This is a genomic window from Streptomyces sp. N35, assembly GCF_016464295.1.
Classification (GTDB): domain Bacteria; phylum Actinomycetota; class Actinomycetes; order Streptomycetales; family Streptomycetaceae; genus Streptomyces.
The window spans coordinates 1-21,002 of sequence record NZ_JAEIMH010000012.1; the positions used below are offsets into that span (position 1 = coordinate 1).

Sequence of the window (21,002 nt, forward strand, 5' to 3'; positions counted from 1 at the left end):
GCGGGCCGCGGGTGCCGGTGCCGGTGCGGGTGCGCGTGCGGCGGGGGCTGGAGCCGCGGGTGCGCGTGCGGCCGGAGCCGGAGCCGGAGCCGCGGGGGAGCGTCCGGTGCGGCGGGCGCGCAGCGCGAGCGAGGGCTCGGCGAGCCAGGCCGACGGCGGCGGAACTCCGGTGGAGACCCCCGAGGCCGGGGCAGCCGGGACTGCCGAAGCCGCCCCGCGTCCCCGGCGGACGCGCAGTGCGAGCGAGGGTTCCGCCAGCCAGGCGGGCGCGGCAGCGCCCCGGAGCAACCGGAGTGCGAGCGAAGGCCCGGCCGGCCAGGCGGCGGCACCATCCGACGCTCCCTGGCACAACCCGCGCCCGGCTTTCACCGGTGAGGAGCCGCCGACGGACGCGGGCACGGGTGCAGGCACGGACACGGGCACGGGTGCAGGCACGGGCAGGGGTACGGGCGCGGATACGGAGCCGTCGGCAGCCGAAACGGCCACCAAGCCGACTGCACCCGATGCGGCACTTGAGCCGACCCCGACCGATGCGGCCACCCAGCCCACCCCGGGCCCGGCCCCCGAGTCCACCCCGGACCCGACCCCCGAGCCCATCCCGGACCGCGAGCCCACCCCGGACCGCGACCCGAACCCCGACCCCCCTGCCGGAGGCGACCGCGCATGAACGACGTACTCGACGTCGCCCTGCGACTGCTCGTCGTCTTCGTCGTGTTCCTGACCTTCCCGCTGATCATCGGGCAGACCGAGCACAAGGTGATGGCCCATATGCAGGGCCGCCTCGGCCCGATGTACGCGGGCGGCTTCCACGGCTGGGCCCAGCTGGTCGCCGACGGGGTCAAGTTCGCGCAGAAGGAGGACATCGTCCCGGCGAACGCCGACCGACGGGTCTTCCAACTCGCCCCCGCCGTCGCCCTCCTGCCGTACCTCCTCGTCCTGGTCGCGATCCCGATCGGCCCGGGCGAGGGCGCGGTCGGTCAGGTCGTCGACGCCGGCATCTTCTTCGTGCTCGCCGTCATGGGCGTCGGTGTCCTCGGTTCGCTGATGGCCGGCTGGGCCTCCGCCAACAAGTTCTCCCTCCTCGGCGGCCTGCGCACCGCCGCCCAGCTCCTCGCGTACGAACTCCCGATGCTGCTCGCCGCCGCCTCCGTCGCGATGGCGGCCGGTACCGTCTCGCTGCCCGGGATCCTGAACGCCTTCGAGTGGTGGTGGCTGCCCTGGCAGATCGTCGGCGCCCTGGTCTTCTTCGTGGCCGGGCTCGCCGAACTGCAGCGCCCGCCCTTCGACATGCCGGTCGCCGACTCCGAGATCATCTTCGGCGCGTACACCGAGTACACAGGCCTGCGCTTCGCTCTCTTCCTCCTCGCCGAGTACGCGGGCATCGTCGTCCTGTGCGGTCTGACCACCGTCCTCTTCCTCGGCGGCTGGCACGGCCCCTGGGGCGCCGACGGCCTCGGCTGGCTGTGGACCCTGGCGAAGACCGGCCTCCTCGCCTTCCTCGTGATCTGGCTCCGCGTGAGCTATCCGCGCCTTCGCGAGGACCAGCTGCAAAAGCTCGCCTGGACCGTCCTCGTCCCGCTCGCGCTCGCGCAGATCGCGCTCACCGGCATCGTGAAGGTGGCGATCAACTAATGGCTCCCATCCCTGGTTCCGGCCTCGCGAAGGGCCTGGCCGTCACGCTGCGCACGATGACGAAGAAGACCGTCACCGCGCAGTACCCCGACGTACAGCCCGAACTCCCGCCCCGTACGCGCGGCGTGATCGGCCTGTTCGAGGAGAACTGCACGGTCTGCATGCTCTGCGCCCGCGAGTGCCCCGACTGGTGCATCTACATCGACTCCCACAAGGAGACGGTCCCGGCGGCCGCGCCCGGCGGCCGCGAGCGCAGCCGCAACGTCCTCGACCGCTTCGCCATCGACTTCTCGCTCTGCATGTACTGCGGTATCTGCATCGAGGTCTGTCCCTTCGACGCGCTGTTCTGGTCCCCGGAGTTCGAGTACGCGGAGACGGACATCCACGAACTCACCCACGAGCGCGACAAGCTCCGCGAGTGGATGTGGACGGTGCCCGCGCCGCCGGCGCTGGACGAGGCGGCGGAGGAGCCCAAGGAGCTCGCCGCCGCACGCAAGGCCGCCGACAAGCTCGCCGCCGAACAGGCCGCCGCGCCACCACAGCCGGGGGAGGACCCCCAGTGACCCTCGGACTCCCCGTGACCCTCGCCGCCACCGCCCCCCAGGGCTTCCTCTCGCCGACCGGTGTCGAGATCGCCTTCCTGCTCGTGGGCATCGCGACGCTCGGCGCCGCGGTCATCACCGTCACCACCAAGCAGCTGGTGCACGCCGCCCTGTGGCTGGTGGTCGCGCTCGGCGGGCTCGCCGTCGAGTACCTCCTGCTCACCGCCGAGTTCATCGCCTGGGTGCAGGTGTTGATCTACGTCGGTTCCGTGGTGGTCCTCCTGCTGTTCGGTCTGATGCTCACCAAGGCCCCCATCGGCCGCTCCCCGGACGCCGATTCGGGCAACCGCTGGGTCGCCCTCGCGGTCGCGGCCGCCTCTGCGGCCGCCCTGGTCTGGGTCGTCGTCGACGCCTTCCGTACGCAGTGGATCGACCTCGACGGTCCGGCCCAGGGCTCCACCGAGGTGACGGGCACGATCCTCTTCCGGCACTGGGTGCTGCCCTTCGAGGCGCTGTCCGTCCTGCTCCTCGCCGCGCTGGTCGGCGCGATCGTCCTCTCCCGCAAGAACGGCGAGGCCGACACCCCGACCGCCGGCACCCCGACCCCAGCCGCCGGCACCCCGACCTCCGGCACCCCGACCGCGGACAAGGAGCAGCGCTGATGCACCTCGCCTATCCCGCCGTGCTCGCAGCGCTCCTCTTCTGCGTCGGCCTGTACGGGGTGCTCGCCCGCCGCAACGCGATCCTGGTCCTGATGTCCGTCGAGCTGATGCTCAACGCCGTCAACCTCAACCTCGTCGCGTTCGACGTCTGGCTGCGCGACGCCCTGCACGCCGGCCAGGCGCTCACCCTCTTCACGATCGCCATCGCCGCCGCCGAGATCGGTATCGGCCTCGCGATCGTGCTGATGGTGTACCGCAACCGCGGCACCTCGGACGTCGACCGACTCCGCGACACCGCCGAAGGCCACGGCCCCGACGACGGCGACCACGACGCACCCGAAGCAGCCGCAGCAGCACCGGCACACACCACAGAGGCCGCCGCGTGACGACCACGACCCTCGCCGTTCTCGTTCCCCTCCTTCCGTTCCTGGGCGCCGTCGCCGGTCTGCTCCTGGGGCGCAAGGCCCCCGGGTTCGTCCGCCCGCTGGCGATCCTGCCCACCCTGACCGCGCTCGGCCTCGCCGTCGTCGTGGCCCTGCGCCAGGGCGGCGACCGCGCGATCGACGCGGCCACCGAACTCACCCCGACCGGCTCGGTCCCGATCGAACTCGCCCTCCACCTGGACGGGTTCGCGGTCCTCGCCGCCGTCCTCGTGGGTGTGGTCGCCTCGTGCGTGCAGATCTACTCGACGGCGTATCTGCGCGACGACCCGCGCTACCCCTCGTACGCCGCCCTGGTCTCGCTCTTCACCTCCGCGATGCTGCTCGTCGTCTTCTCTGGCGACCTGATGGTGCTCCTGGTCGGCTGGGAGATCATGGGCATCTGCTCGTACTTCCTGGTCGGCCACTACTGGGAGACCCCCGAGGCGCGCGCCGCCTCCCTCAAGGCCTTCCTGGTCACCAAGCTCGGTGATGTCCCCTTCCTGATCGGCCTGTTCGCGCTCGCCGCGGACGCCGGCTCCTTCCGGATCACGACGATCCTGGACAAGGTCGCCGCCGGCGGCCTCGACCACCCCACCCTGATCGCCCTGCTCCTGCTCGCCGGTGTGGCCGGCAAGTCGGCGCAGTTCCCGCTGCACACATGGCTGCCCGACGCGATGGCCGGCCCCACGCCGGTCTCCGCGCTGATCCACGCCGCGACGATGGTCGCCGCCGGTGTCTACTTCGTGGCCCGGCTCCTCCCGGTGTTCGCCGCCTCCGCGGCGGCCCTGATCGTGCTCGCGGTCATGGCCGCCGTGACCATGGCCGGTTCGGCGCTCGCCGCGCTCGCGCAGGACGACATCAAGCGCGTCCTCGCGTACTCGACGATCGGCCAGCTCGGCTACATGACCGGCGCCCTCGCGGTCGGTGACCGCGGCGCGGGTGCCTTCCACCTCCTGTCGCACGGCGCCTTCAAGGCGCTGCTGTTCCTCGCCGCGGGCGTGATCATCCACGCCGCGGGCACCAACTCCCTTGCCGCCATGTCCCGTATGGGCAACCTGCGCGACCGCGTCCCCGACGCCTTCTGGACGATGACCGTGGCGCTGCTCGCGCTCGCCGCGATCCCGCCCTTCAGCGGCTTCTTCTCCAAGGAGGCCGTGCTCGGCGCCGCCGAGCACACCGCCACCGGACACAGCGAGCTCGCCCCCGCCACCGCCGGCTGGATCGTCCTGGTCGCCGGCCTGGTCACGGCCCTGCTCACCGCCGCGTACGCCACCCGCCTCTGGCTCCTCGTCTTCCGCGGCTCCGGCCCCGCAGCCCCCGACCACGGCAGGCAGCCGCTCGCCATGACCTCGGTCCTCTGGGTCCTCGCCATCCCCTCCCTCACGGCAGGCCTGAGCTTCGGCGTGCTCCCCGACTGGTTCGACGGCCACGACCTGACCCCGACGCTTACCACTTCGGTCCTGGCCACGGGCCTCGCCCTGGTCGGCGTGATCGTCACCTACGGAGCCTGGCGCCACAGCTCGGCGATGGCCGCCCGCGCACCGCTGGCCGTCGACGGACGCGAGCCCCTGGGTGCCGTCGCCGCACACCCCGAGGAAGGCCCCGCCGCCACCGAGGCGGAAGCCATCACCGCACACACCCCCGTCTACGGCTCGATCGCGGAAGCACCCGACTCGGCCGACCCAGGCCGTCTCCTGCTCGGCCCGCTCCACCACGCCGCGGCCACCGGCTTCCACCTGGACGCCCTCTACACCGCCCTGTTCGTCCGCCCCACCCAGGCCGCCGCCCGCCTCGTCCGCTTCCTCGACCGCGAGGTCGTCGACACCTACGTACGCGGCGCGGGCAACACGGCCAACCTCCTGGGCACCCTGGTCAGAAGAGCCCAGACCGGAAACGTGCAGACCTACTTGAGCGCCCTGCTCGCCGGCTCGGTCGTCCTCGCCGTCGCCGCCGTCCTCGTCGCAGCGGGAGCCTGAGCCGTGATCGATATCAGCGAGTCCGTGATGCAGTTCCTTCTGGCATTGATCGTGGCCGGCCCGCTCCTGGGCGCCGCCGCGGCCCTGCTGCCCGCCCCGCCCGGGCTGAAGGGGAACTCCCCGGACCAGGCCGTACTGCGGCACGGCGTGACCGTCACCGGCGTCATCCTCATCGCCGCGGTGGTCCTCGCCCTCGGCTTCGACCACGACCACCCCGCCACGATGCAGGCCACGACCGACATCAGCTGGATCCCGGCACTGGACGTGCGGATCCACCTCGGTGTCGACGGCATCTCGCTCCCCCTCCTCGTACTGACCGCGCTCCTGACCTTCCTCTGCGCGCTGTACAGCTACTTCAAGATGCCTACGGGCCCGTCCCCCAAGGCATTCGTCGCCCTCATCCTGGTCCTGGAGTCGGGCACCCTCGCCACCTTCGCCGTCCTCGATCTGCTCCTGTTCTTCCTCGCGTTCGAGATGGTCCTCATCCCGATGTACTTCCTGATCGCGCGCTGGGGCGGCGCCCAACGCACGCAGGCCGCCTGGAAGTTCATCCTCTACACGCTGCTCGGCTCCGTCGTCATGCTGCTCGGACTCCTGCTGATCGGGCTGAAGTCCGGCACCTTCGACATGCTCGCACTCGCCACTGACAACGGCCGCGAACTCACCACGTCCGTGCAGGTCATCGCCGTTTTGGCGATCGGCATCGGCCTCGCCGTGAAGACCCCGATGTGGCCCCTGCACAGCTGGCTGCCCGACGCGCACACCGCCGCACCGACCGTCGGCTCGGTGCTCCTCGCGGGCGTCCTGCTCAAGATGGGCACGTACGGGTTCGTCCGCATCCTGCTCCCCATCACCCCCGACGGCATGCGGGAGTTCGCGCCCTACCTGGCCGCCTTCGCGGTCGTCGGCATCATCTACGGATCGCTCGCCTGCCTGGCCCTGGCCCGCAAGGGCGCGAAGGGCGATCTCAAGCGCCTCATCGCGTACTCCTCCGTCGGCCATATGGGCTTCGTGCTCCTCGGCATCGCGACCATGACCCCGACCGGCGTCAACGGCGCGCTCTTCGCCAACATCGCCCACGGCCTCATCACCGGCCTGCTGTTCTTCCTGGTCGGCGCCCTGAAGGACCGCACCGGCACCACCGACCTCGACGCCCTCGCGGGACAGACGGGCCAGGCGCTCTACGGCAAGGCCCCCCGCTTCGGCGCACTGCTCGCGTTCGGCGCCGTCGCCTCGCTCGGGCTCCCCGGACTCGCGGGCTTCTGGGGCGAAATGCTCGCCCTGTTCGGCGCGTTCAAGCCCGCCGAGGACCTCAGCCGCCCGGCCTTCCTCACCTTCATGGCGATCGCCGCGTTCGGCACGCTCCTGACGGCCGCGTACATGCTCATCGTCGTACGACGGATCTGCATGGGCGATCCGCAGGAGAAGCCCCAGGCACTCGCCGACATCCAGGGTTACGAGTTCGCCGCCTGGACCCCGCTCGCCGCCCTCACCGTCCTCGCCGGACTCTGGCCCGCGCTGCTGCTCGGCCTCACCGACCCGGCCGTGCAGAAGCTCCTCGCAGGAGGCAAGGCATGAGCGCCGCCACCGTCATCGCCGCGGAAGAAACGGCGAGCCTCGTCCAGTCCGTCGACTGGACGGCCATCGCCCCGCCCACCATCGCCGCGGTCGTCGGCCTGGCCGTCCTCGTGGCCGACCTGTTCGTGCCCGAGCACCGGAAGTCCCTGCTCGGCTGGATCTCCCTGGCCGGCCTGACCGCCGCCCTCGCCTCGCTGCTCCTGCTCCTCGACGGCGACCGCGAGACCTTCTGCCTCACCGGCGACGCCGGCGTCTGCAGCTACACCGCCGACCGCTTCACCGTCGTCATCCAGCTCCTGGTCCTGGGCGGCGCGCTGCTGACCGCGCTGCTCTCCGTAAGCCCCCTGAAGGACAAGGAACTCCCCGCGGGCGAGTACTGGTTCCTGCTCCTGTCCTCCGCCGCCGGCGCCGCCCTGCTCCCCGCCTCGCGCGACCTCGCCACGCTCGTCGTCGCCCTCGAGGTCGCCTCGCTCCCGGCGTTCGCGCTGGTCGGCCTGCGCCGCGGGAACCGCCGCTCCTCCGAAGCGGCCCTGAAGTTCTTCCTCTCCTCGGTCACCGCCACCGCCGTCACCCTCCTCGGCGTCAGCTTCGTGTACGCGGCGACCGGCACCCTGCACCTCACCGAGATCGCCACCGGACTCACCTCCGTGGACGGCGACCTGGAGACCCTCGCCCGCACCGGCGTGGCCCTCACCCTGGTCGGCTTCGCCTTCAAGACGGCCGCCGTCCCCTTCCACTTCTGGGTCCCCGACACCTACATCGGCGCCCCGCTGCCGGTCGCCGCGTACCTCTCGGTGGTGGGCAAGGCCGTCGGCTTCACCGGCCTCATCCTGGTCACGGTCGTCGCCTTCCCCTCGTACGCGGACGTATGGGCCCCGACGCTGGCGGTGCTCGCCGCGCTCACGATGACCGCGGGCAACGTCGCGGCCCTGCGCCAGCAGGCCGGCCGCGCCTTCAGCGCCGTACGCCTGCTCGCCTGGTCCTCGGTCGGCCAGGCCGGGTATCTGCTCGTCCCGATCGCGGCCGCCGGCTATGTGGACGATCCGGCCGACGCCATCGGCGCCACCGTCGCGTACGCCCTGATGTACGCGGCCGTGAACCTCGGCGCTTTCGCGGTGGCCGCCCTGGTCGCCCGCCGCGCGCCCGAGAACCGCCTGACCGACTACCGCGGCCTGTACGCCCAGCACCCCCTGGCCGCGCTCGCCCTCGGCTTCTTCCTGCTCTGCCTGGCCGGACTGCCGCCGGGCATCATCGGCCTCTTCGCCAAGGTCACGGTCTTCCAGGCGGCGGTCGACGCGGGGCTCGGCTGGCTCGCGGTCGTCATGGCGCTCAACGTCGTGATCGCGCTCTACTACTACCTGCGCTGGACGGCGCTGCTGTTCCGCGCACCCGAGGGCGAGGCTCCCGCACGCGCCACGTCCGAGGCTCCCGCAGACACGGCGTCGCTCCCGCTGCCCCTCACGGCCGCCATCGCCGTCACCGCCCTCGTGGGCGTCGTCCTGTCGGGCGCCCCGCAGATGGTGCTGCGCTTCTCGGCGGCGGCGCTGTTCTAGCAAGGGTGGCCGGACAGACCCCTCCCTCCCGGGGGCCGAGCCCTTCAAAGGCTATCGGCCCCCACTGACAACAACCCGCCCTCACCCGTTCGGTCCAGGCCTCCCGGCCCGCGGCCGGGGAACTCAGCCTTCCCGCCTGGCGTTGACCAGGCAGGGAGGGTCCACTGGAAAGTGGAAGCCGGTCAGCAAAGGGTTCCCCTGCCGCACCACCAGGAGGGCGCAGTCGTGCACCGCCGTAACAACGGTCTGAAGACCGCCGCACTGCTCGGGGGCCTGTCCGCACTCATCCTCGTCATCGGCAGCTTCTTCGGGCGTACGGGACTGATCGTCGCGCTCTTCGTGGCCCTTGGCACCAATGCCTATGCGTACTGGAACAGCGACAAGCTGGCCCTCAAGGCGATGCGCGCCCGCCCGGTCAGTGAGTTCGAGGCGCCCCAGCTCTACCGGATGGTCCGCGAGCTCTCCACCCAGGCCCGCCAGCCCATGCCACGGCTGTACATCTCACCGACGGAGGCGCCGAACGCCTTCGCGACCGGCCGCAATCCCCGTAACGCCGCGGTCTGCTGCACCGAGGGCATCCTGCGCATCCTCGACGAGCGCGAGCTGCGCGGCGTCATCGGCCATGAGCTCAGCCACGTCTACAACCGCGACATCCTGATCTCCTCGGTGGCCGGCGCCCTGGCCTCCGTGATCATGTTCCTGGTCAACTTCGCCTGGCTGATCCCCTCCGGCGGCTCCAACAACCGAGAGGGCCCGGGCATCTTCGGGATGCTCCTGATCATGCTGCTCGGCCCCATCGCCGCCTCCGTGATCCGCCTGGCGATCAGCCGCTCGCGCGAGTACGAGGCGGACGCCTCCGGCGCTCAGCTCACCGGCGATCCGCTCGCGCTGGCCGACGCCCTGCGCAAGCTCGACGCCGGTACCAAGCAGCTGCCGCTGCCGCCCGAGCCGAAGATCGAGGCGGCCAGCCACATGATGATCGCCAACCCCTTCCGTCCGGGGCAGGGCATGTCCAAGATGTTCTCGACGCACCCGCCCATGGCCGAGCGCATCGCCCGCCTGGAACAGATGGCCGGCCGCCAGCGGTGAGCCCGTCCACGATCAGGGGCGGGTCCTCGTCCACGATCAGGGCCGGGTCCTCGTCCACGATCAGGGTCGAGTCAGGGTCGGAGCCGGGATCCGGCAGCGGTCCGATCGCGTCTCAGATCACGTAAGGGACGCCGTACAACGCCGTACAACGCCGTACAACGCCGTACGACGTCGCGCATGCCGTATGACGCCGATAGCGAGGCAGGTCGCCCGAAGTGAAGACCATCCTGAACATCATCTGGCTCGTCCTGAGCGGTTTCTGGCTCTTCCTGGGCTATCTGCTCGCGGGCGTGATCCTCTGCATCACCATCATCGGTATCCCGTTCGGCATAGCAGCGTTCCGTATCGGCGTCTATGCGCTCTGGCCCTTCGGCTACACGACCGTGGAGAAGCGCGACGCCGGCGCGCCGTCCTGTGTGGGCAACGTCCTGTGGCTGATCCTGGCCGGCTGGTGGCTCGCCCTCGCCCATATCGTCACGGGCGTCCTGCAGTGCATCACGATCATCGGCATCCCGCTGGGCCTCGCCAACTTCAAGCTGATCCCGATCTCGCTGATGCCGCTCGGCCGCGACATCGTGCGCACGGACGAGGCATTCGCGGCTACGAGTCGCTGGTAGAGCGGTCGCGCGTGGGGGTGTCTCGCGTGGGGGTGTCTCGCGTGGGGCGGTCGTGCGTGGGGCTGTCGATCATTTCCGTACGGGGATGAGCGTCCGCCGTACGAAGAACACCCCCGCGCCCACCGCGATCACCACGGCGCCCCACAGCACCGACGACGCCGGAAGCGTGGCCGCGAGCACCAGGCACCCGACGAGCCCCAGCGCGGGCAGCGCCCGGGCGTGAAGCCGTGAACTCAGCGTCCACGCCGAGGCATTGGCGATCGCGTAATAGAGCAGCACCCCGAACGACGAGAACCCGATGGCGGCCCGCAGATCCGCCGTCGCGGCGAGCACCGCGACCACCACACCCACCGCGATCTCGGCGCGCTGCGGCACCTGGAACCGCGGATGCACGGCGGCGAGTACGCCGGGCAGATGCCGGTCCCGTGCCATGGCGAGCGTCGTGCGCGACACCCCGAGGATCAGCGCGAGCAGCGCCCCCAGCGCGGCGACGGCCGCCCCGGCCCGTACGACAGGGGCGAGGCCGGACGCGCCGGCGGCCCGCACCGCGTCGGCCAGTGGGGCGCTCGCCGTGGCCAGCCCGCCGGTGCCGAGCACGGAGACGACGGCCAGGGCCACGGCCGCGTACACGACGAGCGTGATGCCGAGCGCGAGCGGGATCGCACGCGGGATGGTCCGCGCCGGATCCCGTACCTCCTCGCCCAGCGTGGCGATCCGCGCGTACCCGGCGAAGGCGAAGAACAGCAGACCGGCACTCTGCAGGACACCGGTCATGCCCGCCGGGGACGCCGCAGTACCGCTCTGCGAACTCCCCACGCAGACCACGACCACGGCCGCGAGGACACCGAGCACCAGAGCGACGATCACCCGGTTCATCCAGGCGGCCTTCTGAACTCCCCGGCAGTTCAGGGCCGTCAGCATCGCCACCGCCCCGACGGCCACCGCATGCGCCTGCCCGGGCCACACATAGGTCCCCACGGTCAGCGCCATCGCCGCACACGAAGCGGTCTTCCCGACGACGAACGCCCACCCGGCGAGATAGCCCCAGAACGCCCCGAGCCGCTCCCGCCCGTAGACATATGTCCCGCCCGCGACGGGATAGAGCGCCGCGAGCCTCGCCGACGCCATGGCGTTGCAGTACGCGACGAACCCGGCGATGGCCAGCCCGTAGAACAGCCCGGACCCGGCGGCATCCGCCGCGGGCCCGAGCGACGCGAAGATCCCCGCCCCGATCATGGCCCCGAGCCCGATGGTGACGGCGTCGAACAACCCGAGTGTGCGCCGCATCGCCGGAGCCGGCGTGCCTGCCGGCTCCTGAGCCGGTCCGTGTGCCTGTCCGCCGGCCTGCCTCTGTGTCATACGCCGCACCCTACTGACGCCCGCAACCAGGTCACCGGCCCCACCCGTCCCTCTTCACAGGACCGCAATCCGGACATTGCGCGGGCGCCTCGGACTGTTCTCTTCCACGGCGCTCCGCCGCGGAAAGGCAGCTCACCCCATGGGCATCATCGCGTGGCTCGTCCTCGGGCTCTTCGCCGGCGCCATCGCCAAGATCCTGCTCCCCGGCCGCGACCCGGGCGGCCTGATCGGCACGACCTTCATCGGCATCGCCGGCGCGTTCCTCGGCGGCTGGGCCTCGTCCCGCTTCCTGGACCGCCCGATCGCCACGGACTTCTACGACACGGCCACATGGATCTCCGCGATCGCGGGCTCCCTGGCCCTGCTGATCGCGTACCGCATCCTGTTCGGCCACTCACGCTCGCGCCGCTGACGGCTTCGGGCTTCGGGCTTCGGGCTTCCGGCTTCCGAGGGCATGACGAAGGGCGGTACGAAACTCTCGTACCGCCCTTGTCGTCGTGCGCCTTGTCGTCGTGCGCCGTCAATGCGTCGTCAGCGGAGGCTCACCGGTAGTTGACGAACTGCAGCGCGAAGTCGAAGTCCTGCCCCTTGAGCAGCGTCTGCACGGCCTGCAGGTCGTCACGGCTCTTGGAACTGACCCGCAGCTCCTCGCCCTGCACCTGGGCCTTGACGCCCTTGGGGCCCTCGTCGCGAATGATCTTCGCGACCTTCTTGGCGTTCTCCTGCGTGATGCCCTCCTGGATGGAGGCGAAGATCTTGTACTCCTTGCCGGACAGCTGCGGCTCACCGGCGTCCAGCGCCTTCAGCGAGATGCCGCGCTTGACCAGCTTGGACTGGAAGACGTCGAGGATGGCGGCGACGCGGTCCTCGGAGTTCGCCTGCATCAGGATCTTCTCGCCGGACCAGTCGATGGACGCACCGACGTTCTTGAAGTCGTAGCGCTGCGAGATCTCCTTGGCGGCCTGGTTGAGGGCGTTGTCGACCTCCTGCCGCTCGACCTTCGAGACGATGTCGAAACTGGAGTCGGCCATGTCCTGTGGCTCCTTGCGTGGATGCGTACGGGTTACGGATACGGGCTGCGGATCGGGGTACGGACAGACGCAAAGCCTAGCCACCCGGCCCGGGCCCGGGCGCAGATCAATCGGGTGGCGGAGCACCCCCGGTCATCAGGTATCGTTTACGTCGTTGCCACGGAACACCGCGCAAGCGAGACCTCCGAGGCGGCATCCCCGGCGGTGTGCCCGAGCGGCCAAAGGGAGCAGACTGTAAATCTGCCGGCTTCGCCTTCCCAGGTTCGAATCCTGGCGCCGCCACATGAAGGTAAACCCCCTCCGAACTGCGGAAACGCAGGGCGGAGGGGGTTTCTTCGTGTTCGGGCACCGGGGCGATCATCGAGTACGCCCGGCAGTACGCTCGCGAGCACGGCGAGAAGCTGGTTCTGCGGGAGATCGCCGACGGGGTACAGGCTGGACGCACGCGCGCTGGAGGGGGAAATCATGGGTGACTGGTTTCAGACGATCGTCGATACCGAGGCCACGCCGGGGGAGGCGGAGGGGCTCGCGGCAAGCGTGCTCGACTGGCTGATTGCGGACGGCTTCGTCTCCGCGGAACGTACCGACTGCGTCCTCGGCGCTGACGCCGGGCACGCGCCAGGGACGGGTTACGGCGAAGCCGTCGAGGACCCGGATCCCGGGCTGGCCGATATGTGGAGCAACGGTCTGCACGTCTCCGTGGGGCGTACGGTCTTCGATGCCGGGCAGGGCGAACCCTCGGCCGTCACCTGCCCGCACTGCGCGGCGGAGATGCCCCTCGTCGACGAGCACTGGTCGCCCATCGAGGAGGGGTGGGCCCTGTTCGCGGACGCGGTGGGTTCCTGGGCCGAGGGTGACGATGAGCCCGTCGCGTGTCCGTCCTGCGGCCGGACAGCTCCCGTGCACACATGGGTCTGGGCCGACGACTACTTCGCGTTCGGTCATCTCGGGTTCACGTTCTGGAACTGGCCCACCCTGCGCCCCGAGTTCGTCGCGGACTTCTCTCGCCGTCTCGGTGGCCACCGCACCGTACTGCTCGAAGGCAAGCTCTGACAGGGCAGCGTCGACGCTCGCCTTCGTCACCCGGAGCAGGAGCTGGAGCTGGAGCTGGAGCCGGAGCACGGACTAGGAGCCGGAGCTCGGACTAGGGTGCCCGCATGCCGCTGGTGGGAAGGGACGTCGAGCAGGCGCGGGTTGAGCGCCTGCTGGCGGACGCGCGCGACGGTCGCAGCGGGGCGCTGGGGCTGCGGGGCGCACCGGGGATCGGGAAATCGGTCCTGCTCGACCGCGCCGTGGCGATCGCCGAGGGTGAGGGCATGCAGGTGGTCCGCGTGGCGGGGATCGAGTCCGACTACGAGCTGGCGTACGGCGGTCTGCACCAACTCCTGTTTCCCCACTTGGATCGGTTGGACGCGCTGCCCAATCCCCAGGCGACGGCGCTGCGTTGCGCCTTCGGCCTGGCCGAGGGGGATGACGCCAACCGGTTCCTGATCTCCGCCGGCACCCTGTCGTTGCTCGCTGATCTGGCCGAGGATTCCCCGCTGCTGCTGGTGGCCGATGACCTGCAATGGCTCGACCAGGGTTCCGTGGAGGCGCTGTTGTTCGCGGCCCGCCGCTTCGTGGCCGACCCGATCGCGGTGCTGTTGGCGGTACGCGATACGGCGGAGCCGTCCGTGATCGCGGGCGTCGAGGTCGTGGATCTGTCCGGCCTCGCCGCGCCCGAGGCCGCCCGGCTGCTCGACGACCACGCGCCGGCACTCGCCGAACGGATGCGGACCAGGGTTCTCGCGGAGTCCGGCGGTAACCCCCTGGCGATCATCGAACTCGGGTCGGCGCGGCTCGCGGCCCGCGATGCCGACGAGTCCGACCCGGCCGAGCAGGTCGGCCCGCTGCCGGTGACCCGCCGCGTGCAGGAGGCGTTCCGCCGCCAGATCGTGGAGCTTCCCGAACCCACCCAACGCGCGCTTGTGGTGGCGGCGGCCGACACCGCGGCGCCCCTCGCGGCGATCCTGCACGTGGTCGAATCCCTCGGTGGCGCCGCCGGCGACTTGGCCCCCGCCGAACGTGACCGGCTGGTCCGGATCGACAGCCGGATCACGTTCCGCCACCCCCTGGTACGGGCGGCTGCCTACCAGGACGCGCCGCTGCACCGGCGGATCGAGGTGCATCGCGCGTACGCCGAGGCGCTGCGCGCGGACGCCGACGCCGACCGCCGGGCCTGGCACCTCGCCGCTGCCACCACCACACCCGACGAGGCGGTGGCCGCCGAACTCGAAGGTGTGGCGGAGCGGGCCTGGCACCGGGGCGGCGCGATGGCGGTGTGCGCCGCGTACGAACGTGCCGGTCGCCTCAGCGCCGACCGGGAGCTGAAAGCCCGGCGTATCGCCCGGGCCAGCCAGGCCGCGTTCGACGCGGGCAAGGCCGACCGCGCCGCCCGCCTCGCGGCCGAAGCGCTCGCGCTCACCGCCGACACCGGCGTCCGGGCCGATGCCATCTACACCCGCGGCGCCGTGGAGTACGAACGCACCTCGCCACGGGCCGACGCGGAACTGACGCTCGAGGTCGCCGCGTTGGTGCGCGACACCGATCCGGAGCGCGCCGCGCTCACGCTCTACGAGGCCGCGCACGCCGCCCGGCACGGGGCGGCGCACGACCTTCTGCAGCGTGCGGCGGATCTGATGCGCGGGTTCACCCCGCCGGAGCACTTGGCACCTGTTGTCGCCGCGCTTCTCGGGTGGGCGGAGCTTTTCGCCGGACGTCCCGAGCCGGCCGTCGGCCCGATGCGCGAGCTCCACACCACCGCCCGCGGTGGCGGGCTCGACCTGATGCATCGCATCACCGCCGGATTCGGCGGGCTCATGATCGCCGACGAGGACCGCGTCCTCGCCGGGACCGAGGACATGCTGGCCGAGGTGCGGGCCACCGGGGCGCTGGGGTGGGTCCCGTACACCCTGAACGTGCTTGCCGTGGCGCGGCTGTTGCGCGGTGAGTTCGCGGACGCCCGCGCGTGTGTGGCGGAAGGCGTGTCGGTGAGCGACGAACTCGGGAACACGACCGAGAGCCTGGCCCACCGGTCGGTGGAGGTCTGGTTGCACGCCGTGTCGGGTGACGAGGCACGCTGCCGGGCGCTGGCCGAGGAGGTGCTCCCGCGAGCCCGGGCCCGGCACCGGGTCAATGCCGAGATCGCGGTGTGGGGTCTCGGGATGCTCGACCTTTCCGCCCGGCGGTTCGGGGACGCGTTGGACCGGCTCGAGCACGTGTCCCGGGGACCTGCGAGCCGCGACCTCCTGGTGCGGGCGGTGCCGGATCTGGTGGAAGCGGCCGTGCGCGGCGGCATGCCGGATCGCGCGCACGGCCCCCTGGCGGCTTTCCGGCACTGGGCCGAGCACGTCGACCGCCCGGTCGCCACCGGGCTCGTCCTGCGGTGCCGGGCCCTGCTGGCCGACGAGGGCGAGGCCGATGCGCTGTACGCCGAGGCGCTGCGGCTCCACGAGGGGCACGGCGGCCCCTACGAGCACGCCCGCACCCAGCTGCTCTACGGCGAGTGGCTGCGTCGCCGTCGCCGCCGTGCCGAGGCCCGCGGCCATCTCGCGGCGGCGGGGTCCGCGTTCGAGCGCCTCGGCGCGCCGCCCTCGGGCGAGCGGGCGCCCGGCGCGCTGGCCGCCTTCGGCGAGCGGGGCGACGAGCCTCAACGCAGCGGCCCGCTCACCCTGTTGACCCCACAGGAGCTGCAGGTCGTACGGCTGGCCGCCGCCGGGCACACCAACAAGGAGATCGCCGCACAGCTCTTCCTCAGCCCTCGGACCGTCGGCCACCACCTCTACAAGGCGTACCCGAAGCTCGGCGTCACCGGGCGCGCCGAGCTGGCCCACCTCGTGAAGTGACCGACGCCGGTCGCCAGTTGCCAGTTGCCAGTTGCCAGTTGCCGGTCGCCAGTCGCCGGTCGCCGGTCGCCCGGACACCAGTCACGATGACTGATTCCTCAGCGGTCGGCCCCGCCTAGCGTTTCGGTCATCCAGACAGCGGCCCCGGCCGCCGGCCGTACGACGAGGAGACGACCATGACGAAGTACTTCCTGAGCCTCCCGCACGACTCCGCCGAGGAGCCGACGATGGAGAGCATGGACCCCGCGGAACTGCAGGAGGTCATCGCCGCGGTCGGTGCGTTCAACACCGCCATTCAGGAGGCGGGCGCGTTCGTGACCGCGGGCGGCCTGCAGCCCCCGTCGACCGCGACCACGGTGGACTACTCCGGAGACAGCCCCGTCCTCACACCGGGCCCGTTCGTCAAGGCCGATGAGTACCTCGGCGGCTTCTGGATCATCGAGGCCGAGAACGACGACGTCGCGATCGAGTGGACCAAGCAGGCCTCGCGGGCGCTGCGCAGCAGGATCGAGGTCCGTGCCCTCCAGGAGGAACCCGGCGCCTGATGCCCGCGCACCGGACGCTAGGCGCAAGCGTTCGGGGAACGGTCACGGCGACCGTTCCCCGAACGGTCACCCCAGGTGGCTCGTGTGGCTTGAGTGACTCATGTGGCTCGTGTGGCTTATGCGGCCCGCGTGAAGCAGGCGTGATTCCACGCTGGCGCCACGGGGAAGCCGAAGCCGCATGAAGTGCCCCTGCCGTAGCGGCGGTTCGCCGGCTACTGCCATGTCTGCGACGCGGGCCATCCGCCGCCCCCCCCCGTATCCGCCGCATCCGCCGCACCCCCTGCACCCCCCGCATCCGCCGGAGCATCGCAACCCGGGCGGTACTTAAGGGTCGCGGTAGGGAGACGGTAGGGGTATGCCCCGATGTCCCGTTGGCCTGTGCGGCGGCACGCTGAGGGCATGATCGCGTCGAGGTTCCGTCGTCACCGCCACCTGCTCGCCCCCACCGTGTGGATCACCGTCGTCCTCGCCGTGACCGCCGCCCTGTGGGCGCCGTCGGTCAACGATCCGGGGCTCAGCCCGTTGCAGCTGACCGTCAGTGACTTCGCCGCGTTGGACCGCGGGGGTCCGATCGAGATGACGATGGGGCTGCTCGGCGCCGTCTCACTGGTGCTGTTGCTGGTGGCCAGGGCGCGCCGTCTGCCCGTACGCGGGCTGCCGTCCGTCCTCCTGACGGTCTGGGGGGTGGGGCTGCTGGTCGCGGCCGTGGTGCCCACCGATCCGCTGACCTCCGACCTCAGCGCGCCTGCTTACGTCCACCGGTACGCCTCCATCGCGGCGTTCGTCGCGTTGCCCCTCGCCGGACTGCTCCTGGACCGGCGGACGCGTGCTCTGCCGGGCGCGGCGGGAACGGTTCTCCGGCTGCGGGCCCTGTCCTTGGCCGCGCTGGCCGGCGCGGTGCTCATGGCCTACGTGGCCGGGCCGGGCGGGCGTGAGTTCATCGGCCTGGTGGAGCGGGTGCTCCTGGGCTGCGAGGTCGCGATGGTCGGCGTACTCGGACGGTACGTGCAGCGGTGGACGCCGACCTCCGAGCTGCGTCTCGCCGCCTGATGCGGGCGCCCGGCCACGCCTCAACCCGTCCCGCGGCCTGACGCGGGTCAGCCGGCCACGCCCCGACTCGGGTTCGGGGCAGGCTTGGCAGAGGACCTGCCATCCAGTCGGCAGGTAGGCACCCGGCGTCAGGCACCCGCCGTCAGGAACCCGGCGTCAGGCACCCGGCGTCAGGCACCCACCTTCAGGCACCCGCCGTCAAGCCCTACGAGACCCCCGCGTCGGCCGCGGTCGACGCGGCCGTGCGGAGGTGCTGCCCCGGACGGTGTCGGCCGCGACAGGGAAGTGGTGCAGGGACAGCGAACTCGGCTCCGGCAGCGGCCCGTTGGACGGCCCGGCGCGGAACGACTCGAGCAGATACGCGACCAGGCGCCGGGAAGCGGCTTCGTCGCCCGGCAGCGCGGTCACCAGACCGCAGTGGGCCAGCAGGGCGACGGCGAGGTCGGACGGGTGGAAATCGGTGCGCAGCGCGCCCGCGTCCTGGGCCTTGCGGATCAGGGTCCTGAGGTCGCGCTCGGCCCGGTCCCGTGTCGGTGCGTGCTCCGTCGTGCCGTCCGGAAAGGCGGCGACGAACGCGGCCGGGAACCCCCGCTCCTCCCGCTGCAGCGCACAGGCCGTCTCGACGAGCCGCCGGAACCCCCGCCAGGGATCGGAGTCGGCGAGCGCCTCGGTCAGCGCCCGCGCACAGGTCTCCATCTGCTGCGCGAAGGCCGCCCGCACCAGGGCGTCCCGGGTCTCGAACCGCCGGTACAGCGTCGCCACACCGACCCCGGCCCTGCGGGCCACGGTCGCCATCGGCGCTTCGATGCCGTGCTCGGCGAAGACCGCGCGGGCGGCGACCAGGATGCGCTCCCGGTTGCGCCGCGCGTCCGCGCGCAGCCCGCCTGCCTCCGCACCCGTCATCCGAGACGATTCCGCCACCACTGTCTCTCACCTCCGGCCCAAACGGACGATGTCGTCCACTTACGAGCCTACGGTCGATGGCGGGCCCCTCCCGACGCCCCCGTGACCAAAGGTGAGAACGATGAACGACCGCACGATGAAGGCAGTGCTCTACGACCGCTACGGCGGCCCGGAAGTGCTCCGTGTGGGCCGGGTGCCACGCCCCGAACCGGCCCCCGGCGAGGTGCTCGTACGGGTGCACGCGTTCAGCGTCAACGGCGGTGAACTGGCGGCCCGTTCCGGCCGTATCCGCCTCCTGACCGGCCGGAAGTTCCCCCAGCGCGTCGGCCTGGACTTCACCGGCGAGGTCGCCGCGCTCGGCGAAAGCGTGACCGAACCGGCGCTCGGCGAAGGCGTGACCGATCCGGCGGTCGGCGAAGGTGCGACCGAACCGGCGCTCAGGGACCGTATGACCGAACCGGCGATCGGCGACCGTGTCTGGGGTGTCCTGGGGCGCTCCTCCGGCTTCGGAAGCGCCGCCGAGTACGTGTCCGTGCCGGTCAAGCGCCTGGGCCGGGTACCCGAGGGCCTCGATCTGGTGGACGCCGCCGCGCTGCCGGTGGCCACCCCGGCCGTGACCGCCCTGCGGGACAAGGCCGGGCTGCGGCCCGGGGAGCGTCTGCTCGTACGGGGAGCCGCCGGCGGCGTCGGCAGCGCCGCCGTACAGCTGGGACGGGCGTACGGCGCGGAGGTCACGGCCCTCGCCCGCGCCGACAACCTCGATTTCGTACGGGAGTTGGGCGCCCACAAGGCCGTGGACCACCGGGCCGTGCGGCCGGCGGAGCTGGGCCGCTTCGACGTGGTCCTGGACACCGCGGGGAGCGACCTGCGGACCTTCCGGGGCCTCCTCGCGCCCGGCGGTCGCATGGTCACCATCGCCTTCGACCTGTCACGGCCCGTCGCGTCGCTCGGCTCCATCGCGGCGAGCGCGGTCCACGGCCGCGGCCGGGTGCGCTTCTTCAGCGGCAACCCCCTGCGCGAGGACTTCGACGACCTCGCCCGCCACGTCGCCGAGGGCACACTGCGCCCGGCGGTGGACAAGGTGTTCGCCTTGGAGGAGACGGCGGACGCCCACCGCGCGCTGGAGTCGGGCGGAGTGCGGGGCAAGTACGTGGTGCGTGTGACCTCGTAGAACGTACGGAAGGCGTACGGAAGGCGTACGGAAGTCAGCTGAAAGCCCGCCGATAGGCATGCGGACTCACCCCGGTCGTCCGCTTGAAGCGGTCGCGGAAAGCCGTGGGGGAGCCGAAGCCGACCCGGGTGGCGATGCGTTCGACGGGGTGGGCGGTGGTTTCCAGGAGGTGCTGCGCCTGGCGGATGCGGGCGCGGTGCAGCCACTGGAGCGGGGTCGAGCCGGTCTGTTCCGTGAACCGGCGGATCAGGGTGCGGGTGCTGACGCCGGCCTGTGCGGCGATATCGGCGAGGGTGAGTTCGCGGGACAGATTGTCCTGGAGCCACAGCAGCAGGGGTTCGAGCGTGGAGCCCTGAGGGGCCGGGGCATGGTCCTGGACGATGAACTGCGCCTGCCCGCCCTCTCGTTCGAGCGGCATGACCGACAGCCGGGCCGCGTCCGCGGCGACCGCCGATCCGTAGTCGCGGCGGATCAGGTGCAGACACAGGTCGAGGCCGGCGGCGGCGCCGGCCGAGGTGAGGATCTGCCCGTTGTCCACGTAGAGGACGTCCGGGTCGACATCGATCTCCGGGTACGCGGCGGCCAGGGCGCCGGCGGCGAGCCAGTGGGTGGTGGCGCGCAGCCCGTCGAGCAGCCCGGCAGCGGCAAGCACGAAGGTCCCGGAACAGATCGATGCGATACGGGTCCCTGCCGCGGCCGCACCGCGCAGCGCCTCCCGTACGTCCGCGGGGAGCGGGGCGCCGGCCGTGGACGTGCCCGGCACGATGATCGTGTCCGCCTCCTCGAGCGCGTCGAGCCCCCAGGGGGCGCGCAGCACGAAGGCCCCGGCGTCGGTCTCCGGCGTCGCGGCGCACACGCGGACCTGGTAGCCGGGCCGGCCGTCCGGGAGACGGGTGCGGGTGAAGACCTCGATCGGCGTGGAGAGGTCGAACGGGATCACCTGGTCGAGCGCGAGCACGGCGATGGTGTGCATGGCGGGAATCTACCG

General features: G+C 71.6%; 19 protein-coding genes, 1 tRNA gene and 1 pseudogene. 17 read left to right on the top strand and 4 right to left on the bottom strand.

Annotated features, from left to right (window positions below; translation table 11 throughout):
• From JAO81_RS42355 to JAO81_RS09195, 10 genes and pseudogenes are all read left to right on the top strand, one after another.
• Positions 1 to 667: pseudogene (locus JAO81_RS42355) on the top strand (hypothetical protein); the annotation flags it as partial.
• Positions 664 to 1,632, top strand: coding sequence for a complex I subunit 1 family protein (locus JAO81_RS09155; RefSeq protein WP_199547311.1), 969 nt, complete (start codon positions 664 to 666; stop codon positions 1,630 to 1,632). The pseudogene JAO81_RS42355 and the gene JAO81_RS09155, both read left to right, overlap by 4 nt.
• Entirely contained in the window at positions 1,632 to 2,195 is a 564-nt protein-coding gene (locus JAO81_RS09160; protein ID WP_199547312.1) for an NADH-quinone oxidoreductase subunit I, read from the top strand. Before JAO81_RS09155 ends, JAO81_RS09160 begins: the two co-directional genes overlap by 1 nt.
• Entirely contained in the window at positions 2,192 to 2,836 is a 645-nt protein-coding gene (locus tag JAO81_RS09165; RefSeq protein WP_307813255.1) for an NADH-quinone oxidoreductase subunit J, read from the top strand. Before JAO81_RS09160 ends, JAO81_RS09165 begins: the two co-directional genes overlap by 4 nt.
• The gene (gene nuoK, locus JAO81_RS09170) at positions 2,836 to 3,222 is read left to right on the top strand and encodes an NADH-quinone oxidoreductase subunit NuoK (protein ID WP_199547313.1); all 387 of its coding nucleotides are present in this window, start codon (positions 2,836 to 2,838) and stop codon (positions 3,220 to 3,222) included. The genes JAO81_RS09165 and nuoK overlap by 1 nt, the downstream gene beginning before the upstream one ends.
• The gene (locus JAO81_RS09175; RefSeq protein ID WP_199547314.1) at positions 3,219 to 5,234 is read left to right on the top strand and encodes an NADH-quinone oxidoreductase subunit L; all 2,016 of its coding nucleotides are present in this window, start codon (positions 3,219 to 3,221) and stop codon (positions 5,232 to 5,234) included. The genes nuoK and JAO81_RS09175 overlap by 4 nt, the downstream gene beginning before the upstream one ends.
• A 3-nt stretch (positions 5,235 to 5,237) precedes the next feature.
• Positions 5,238 to 6,812 carry a NuoM family protein gene (locus JAO81_RS09180; RefSeq protein WP_199547315.1) on the top strand — a complete coding sequence of 525 codons (1,575 nt, stop codon included), beginning with the start codon at positions 5,238 to 5,240 and terminating at the stop codon, positions 6,810 to 6,812.
• Complete coding sequence (locus JAO81_RS09185) at positions 6,809 to 8,365, top strand: NADH-quinone oxidoreductase subunit N (RefSeq protein ID WP_199547316.1); 1,557 nt, start codon at positions 6,809 to 6,811, stop codon at positions 8,363 to 8,365. Before JAO81_RS09180 ends, JAO81_RS09185 begins: the two co-directional genes overlap by 4 nt.
• A gap of 225 nt (positions 8,366 to 8,590) precedes the next feature.
• On the top strand, positions 8,591 to 9,454 hold the full coding sequence (gene htpX, locus JAO81_RS09190) for a zinc metalloprotease HtpX (RefSeq protein ID WP_199547317.1): 864 nt from the start codon (positions 8,591 to 8,593) through the stop codon (positions 9,452 to 9,454).
• Between the two features lie 215 nt (positions 9,455 to 9,669).
• Positions 9,670 to 10,071, top strand: a complete 402-nt coding sequence (locus JAO81_RS09195; protein WP_199547318.1) for a YccF domain-containing protein — start codon at positions 9,670 to 9,672, stop codon at positions 10,069 to 10,071.
• Between the two features lie 69 nt (positions 10,072 to 10,140).
• Here the strand turns inward: JAO81_RS09195 and JAO81_RS09200 are convergent, their stop codons facing one another.
• Positions 10,141 to 11,430, bottom strand: coding sequence for an APC family permease (locus tag JAO81_RS09200; protein ID WP_199547319.1), 1,290 nt, complete (start codon positions 11,428 to 11,430; stop codon positions 10,141 to 10,143).
• Between the two features lie 139 nt (positions 11,431 to 11,569).
• Here JAO81_RS09200 and JAO81_RS09205 point away from each other — a divergent pair, with 139 nt between their 5' ends.
• Positions 11,570 to 11,842: a GlsB/YeaQ/YmgE family stress response membrane protein gene (locus JAO81_RS09205; protein WP_199547320.1), complete on the top strand. Its 273-nt coding sequence runs from the start codon at positions 11,570 to 11,572 to the stop codon at positions 11,840 to 11,842.
• 130 nt (positions 11,843 to 11,972) lie between these two features.
• Here the strand turns inward: JAO81_RS09205 and JAO81_RS09210 are convergent, their stop codons facing one another.
• Positions 11,973 to 12,461: a YajQ family cyclic di-GMP-binding protein gene (locus tag JAO81_RS09210; RefSeq protein WP_199547321.1), complete on the bottom strand. Its 489-nt coding sequence runs from the start codon at positions 12,459 to 12,461 to the stop codon at positions 11,973 to 11,975.
• A gap of 200 nt (positions 12,462 to 12,661) precedes the next feature.
• Here JAO81_RS09210 and JAO81_RS09215 point away from each other — a divergent pair.
• From JAO81_RS09215 to JAO81_RS09235, 5 genes are all read left to right on the top strand, one after another.
• Positions 12,662 to 12,743 (top strand) — tRNA-Tyr (locus JAO81_RS09215).
• Positions 12,744 to 12,926: 183 nt separating this feature from the next.
• Positions 12,927 to 13,514, top strand: coding sequence for a hypothetical protein (locus JAO81_RS09220; protein WP_199547322.1), 588 nt, complete (start codon positions 12,927 to 12,929; stop codon positions 13,512 to 13,514).
• Between the two features lie 104 nt (positions 13,515 to 13,618).
• Positions 13,619 to 16,345: a LuxR family transcriptional regulator gene (locus tag JAO81_RS09225; RefSeq protein ID WP_199547323.1), complete on the top strand. Its 2,727-nt coding sequence runs from the start codon at positions 13,619 to 13,621 to the stop codon at positions 16,343 to 16,345.
• Between the two features lie 176 nt (positions 16,346 to 16,521).
• On the top strand, positions 16,522 to 16,890 hold the full coding sequence (locus JAO81_RS09230) for a YciI family protein (protein ID WP_199547324.1): 369 nt from the start codon (positions 16,522 to 16,524) through the stop codon (positions 16,888 to 16,890).
• A 399-nt stretch (positions 16,891 to 17,289) separates the two neighbouring features.
• Positions 17,290 to 17,940, top strand: coding sequence for a DUF998 domain-containing protein (locus JAO81_RS09235; protein ID WP_199547325.1), 651 nt, complete (start codon positions 17,290 to 17,292; stop codon positions 17,938 to 17,940).
• A gap of 198 nt (positions 17,941 to 18,138) precedes the next feature.
• On the opposite strand, the gene JAO81_RS09240 is transcribed toward JAO81_RS09235, so the two are convergent.
• Complete coding sequence (locus JAO81_RS09240) at positions 18,139 to 18,861, bottom strand: TetR/AcrR family transcriptional regulator (protein WP_199547326.1); 723 nt, start codon at positions 18,859 to 18,861, stop codon at positions 18,139 to 18,141.
• Between the two features lie 103 nt (positions 18,862 to 18,964).
• On the opposite strand from JAO81_RS09240, the gene JAO81_RS09245 reads away from it, so the two are divergent.
• Entirely contained in the window at positions 18,965 to 20,014 is a 1,050-nt protein-coding gene (locus JAO81_RS09245) for an NAD(P)-dependent alcohol dehydrogenase (protein WP_199547327.1), read from the top strand.
• 34 nt (positions 20,015 to 20,048) lie between these two features.
• On the opposite strand, the gene JAO81_RS09250 is transcribed toward JAO81_RS09245, so the two are convergent.
• Positions 20,049 to 20,987, bottom strand: a complete 939-nt coding sequence (locus JAO81_RS09250; protein WP_199547328.1) for a GlxA family transcriptional regulator — start codon at positions 20,985 to 20,987, stop codon at positions 20,049 to 20,051.
• Positions 20,988 to 21,002: the final 15 nt, after the last annotated feature.

Coding starts and splice junctions, on each gene's coding strand:
- JAO81_RS09185 (WP_199547316.1), top strand. CDS start 6,809: ATGAGCGCCGCCACCGTCATCGCCGCGGAAGAAACGGCGAGCCTCGTC.
- JAO81_RS09250 (WP_199547328.1), bottom strand. CDS start 20,987: ATGCACACCATCGCCGTGCTCGCGCTCGACCAGGTGATCCCGTTCGAC.
- JAO81_RS09230 (WP_199547324.1), top strand. CDS start 16,522: ATGACGAAGTACTTCCTGAGCCTCCCGCACGACTCCGCCGAGGAGCCG.
- JAO81_RS09155 (WP_199547311.1), top strand. CDS start 664: ATGAACGACGTACTCGACGTCGCCCTGCGACTGCTCGTCGTCTTCGTC.
- JAO81_RS09235 (WP_199547325.1), top strand. CDS start 17,290: ATGATCGCGTCGAGGTTCCGTCGTCACCGCCACCTGCTCGCCCCCACC.
- nuoK (WP_199547313.1), top strand. CDS start 2,836: ATGCACCTCGCCTATCCCGCCGTGCTCGCAGCGCTCCTCTTCTGCGTC.
- JAO81_RS09200 (WP_199547319.1), bottom strand. CDS start 11,430: ATGACACAGAGGCAGGCCGGCGGACAGGCACACGGACCGGCTCAGGAG.
- JAO81_RS09205 (WP_199547320.1), top strand. CDS start 11,570: ATGGGCATCATCGCGTGGCTCGTCCTCGGGCTCTTCGCCGGCGCCATC.
- JAO81_RS09245 (WP_199547327.1), top strand. CDS start 18,965: ATGAACGACCGCACGATGAAGGCAGTGCTCTACGACCGCTACGGCGGC.
- JAO81_RS09210 (WP_199547321.1), bottom strand. CDS start 12,461: ATGGCCGACTCCAGTTTCGACATCGTCTCGAAGGTCGAGCGGCAGGAG.
- JAO81_RS09220 (WP_199547322.1), top strand. CDS start 12,927: ATGGGTGACTGGTTTCAGACGATCGTCGATACCGAGGCCACGCCGGGG.
- JAO81_RS09225 (WP_199547323.1), top strand. CDS start 13,619: ATGCCGCTGGTGGGAAGGGACGTCGAGCAGGCGCGGGTTGAGCGCCTG.
- JAO81_RS09160 (WP_199547312.1), top strand. CDS start 1,632: ATGGCTCCCATCCCTGGTTCCGGCCTCGCGAAGGGCCTGGCCGTCACG.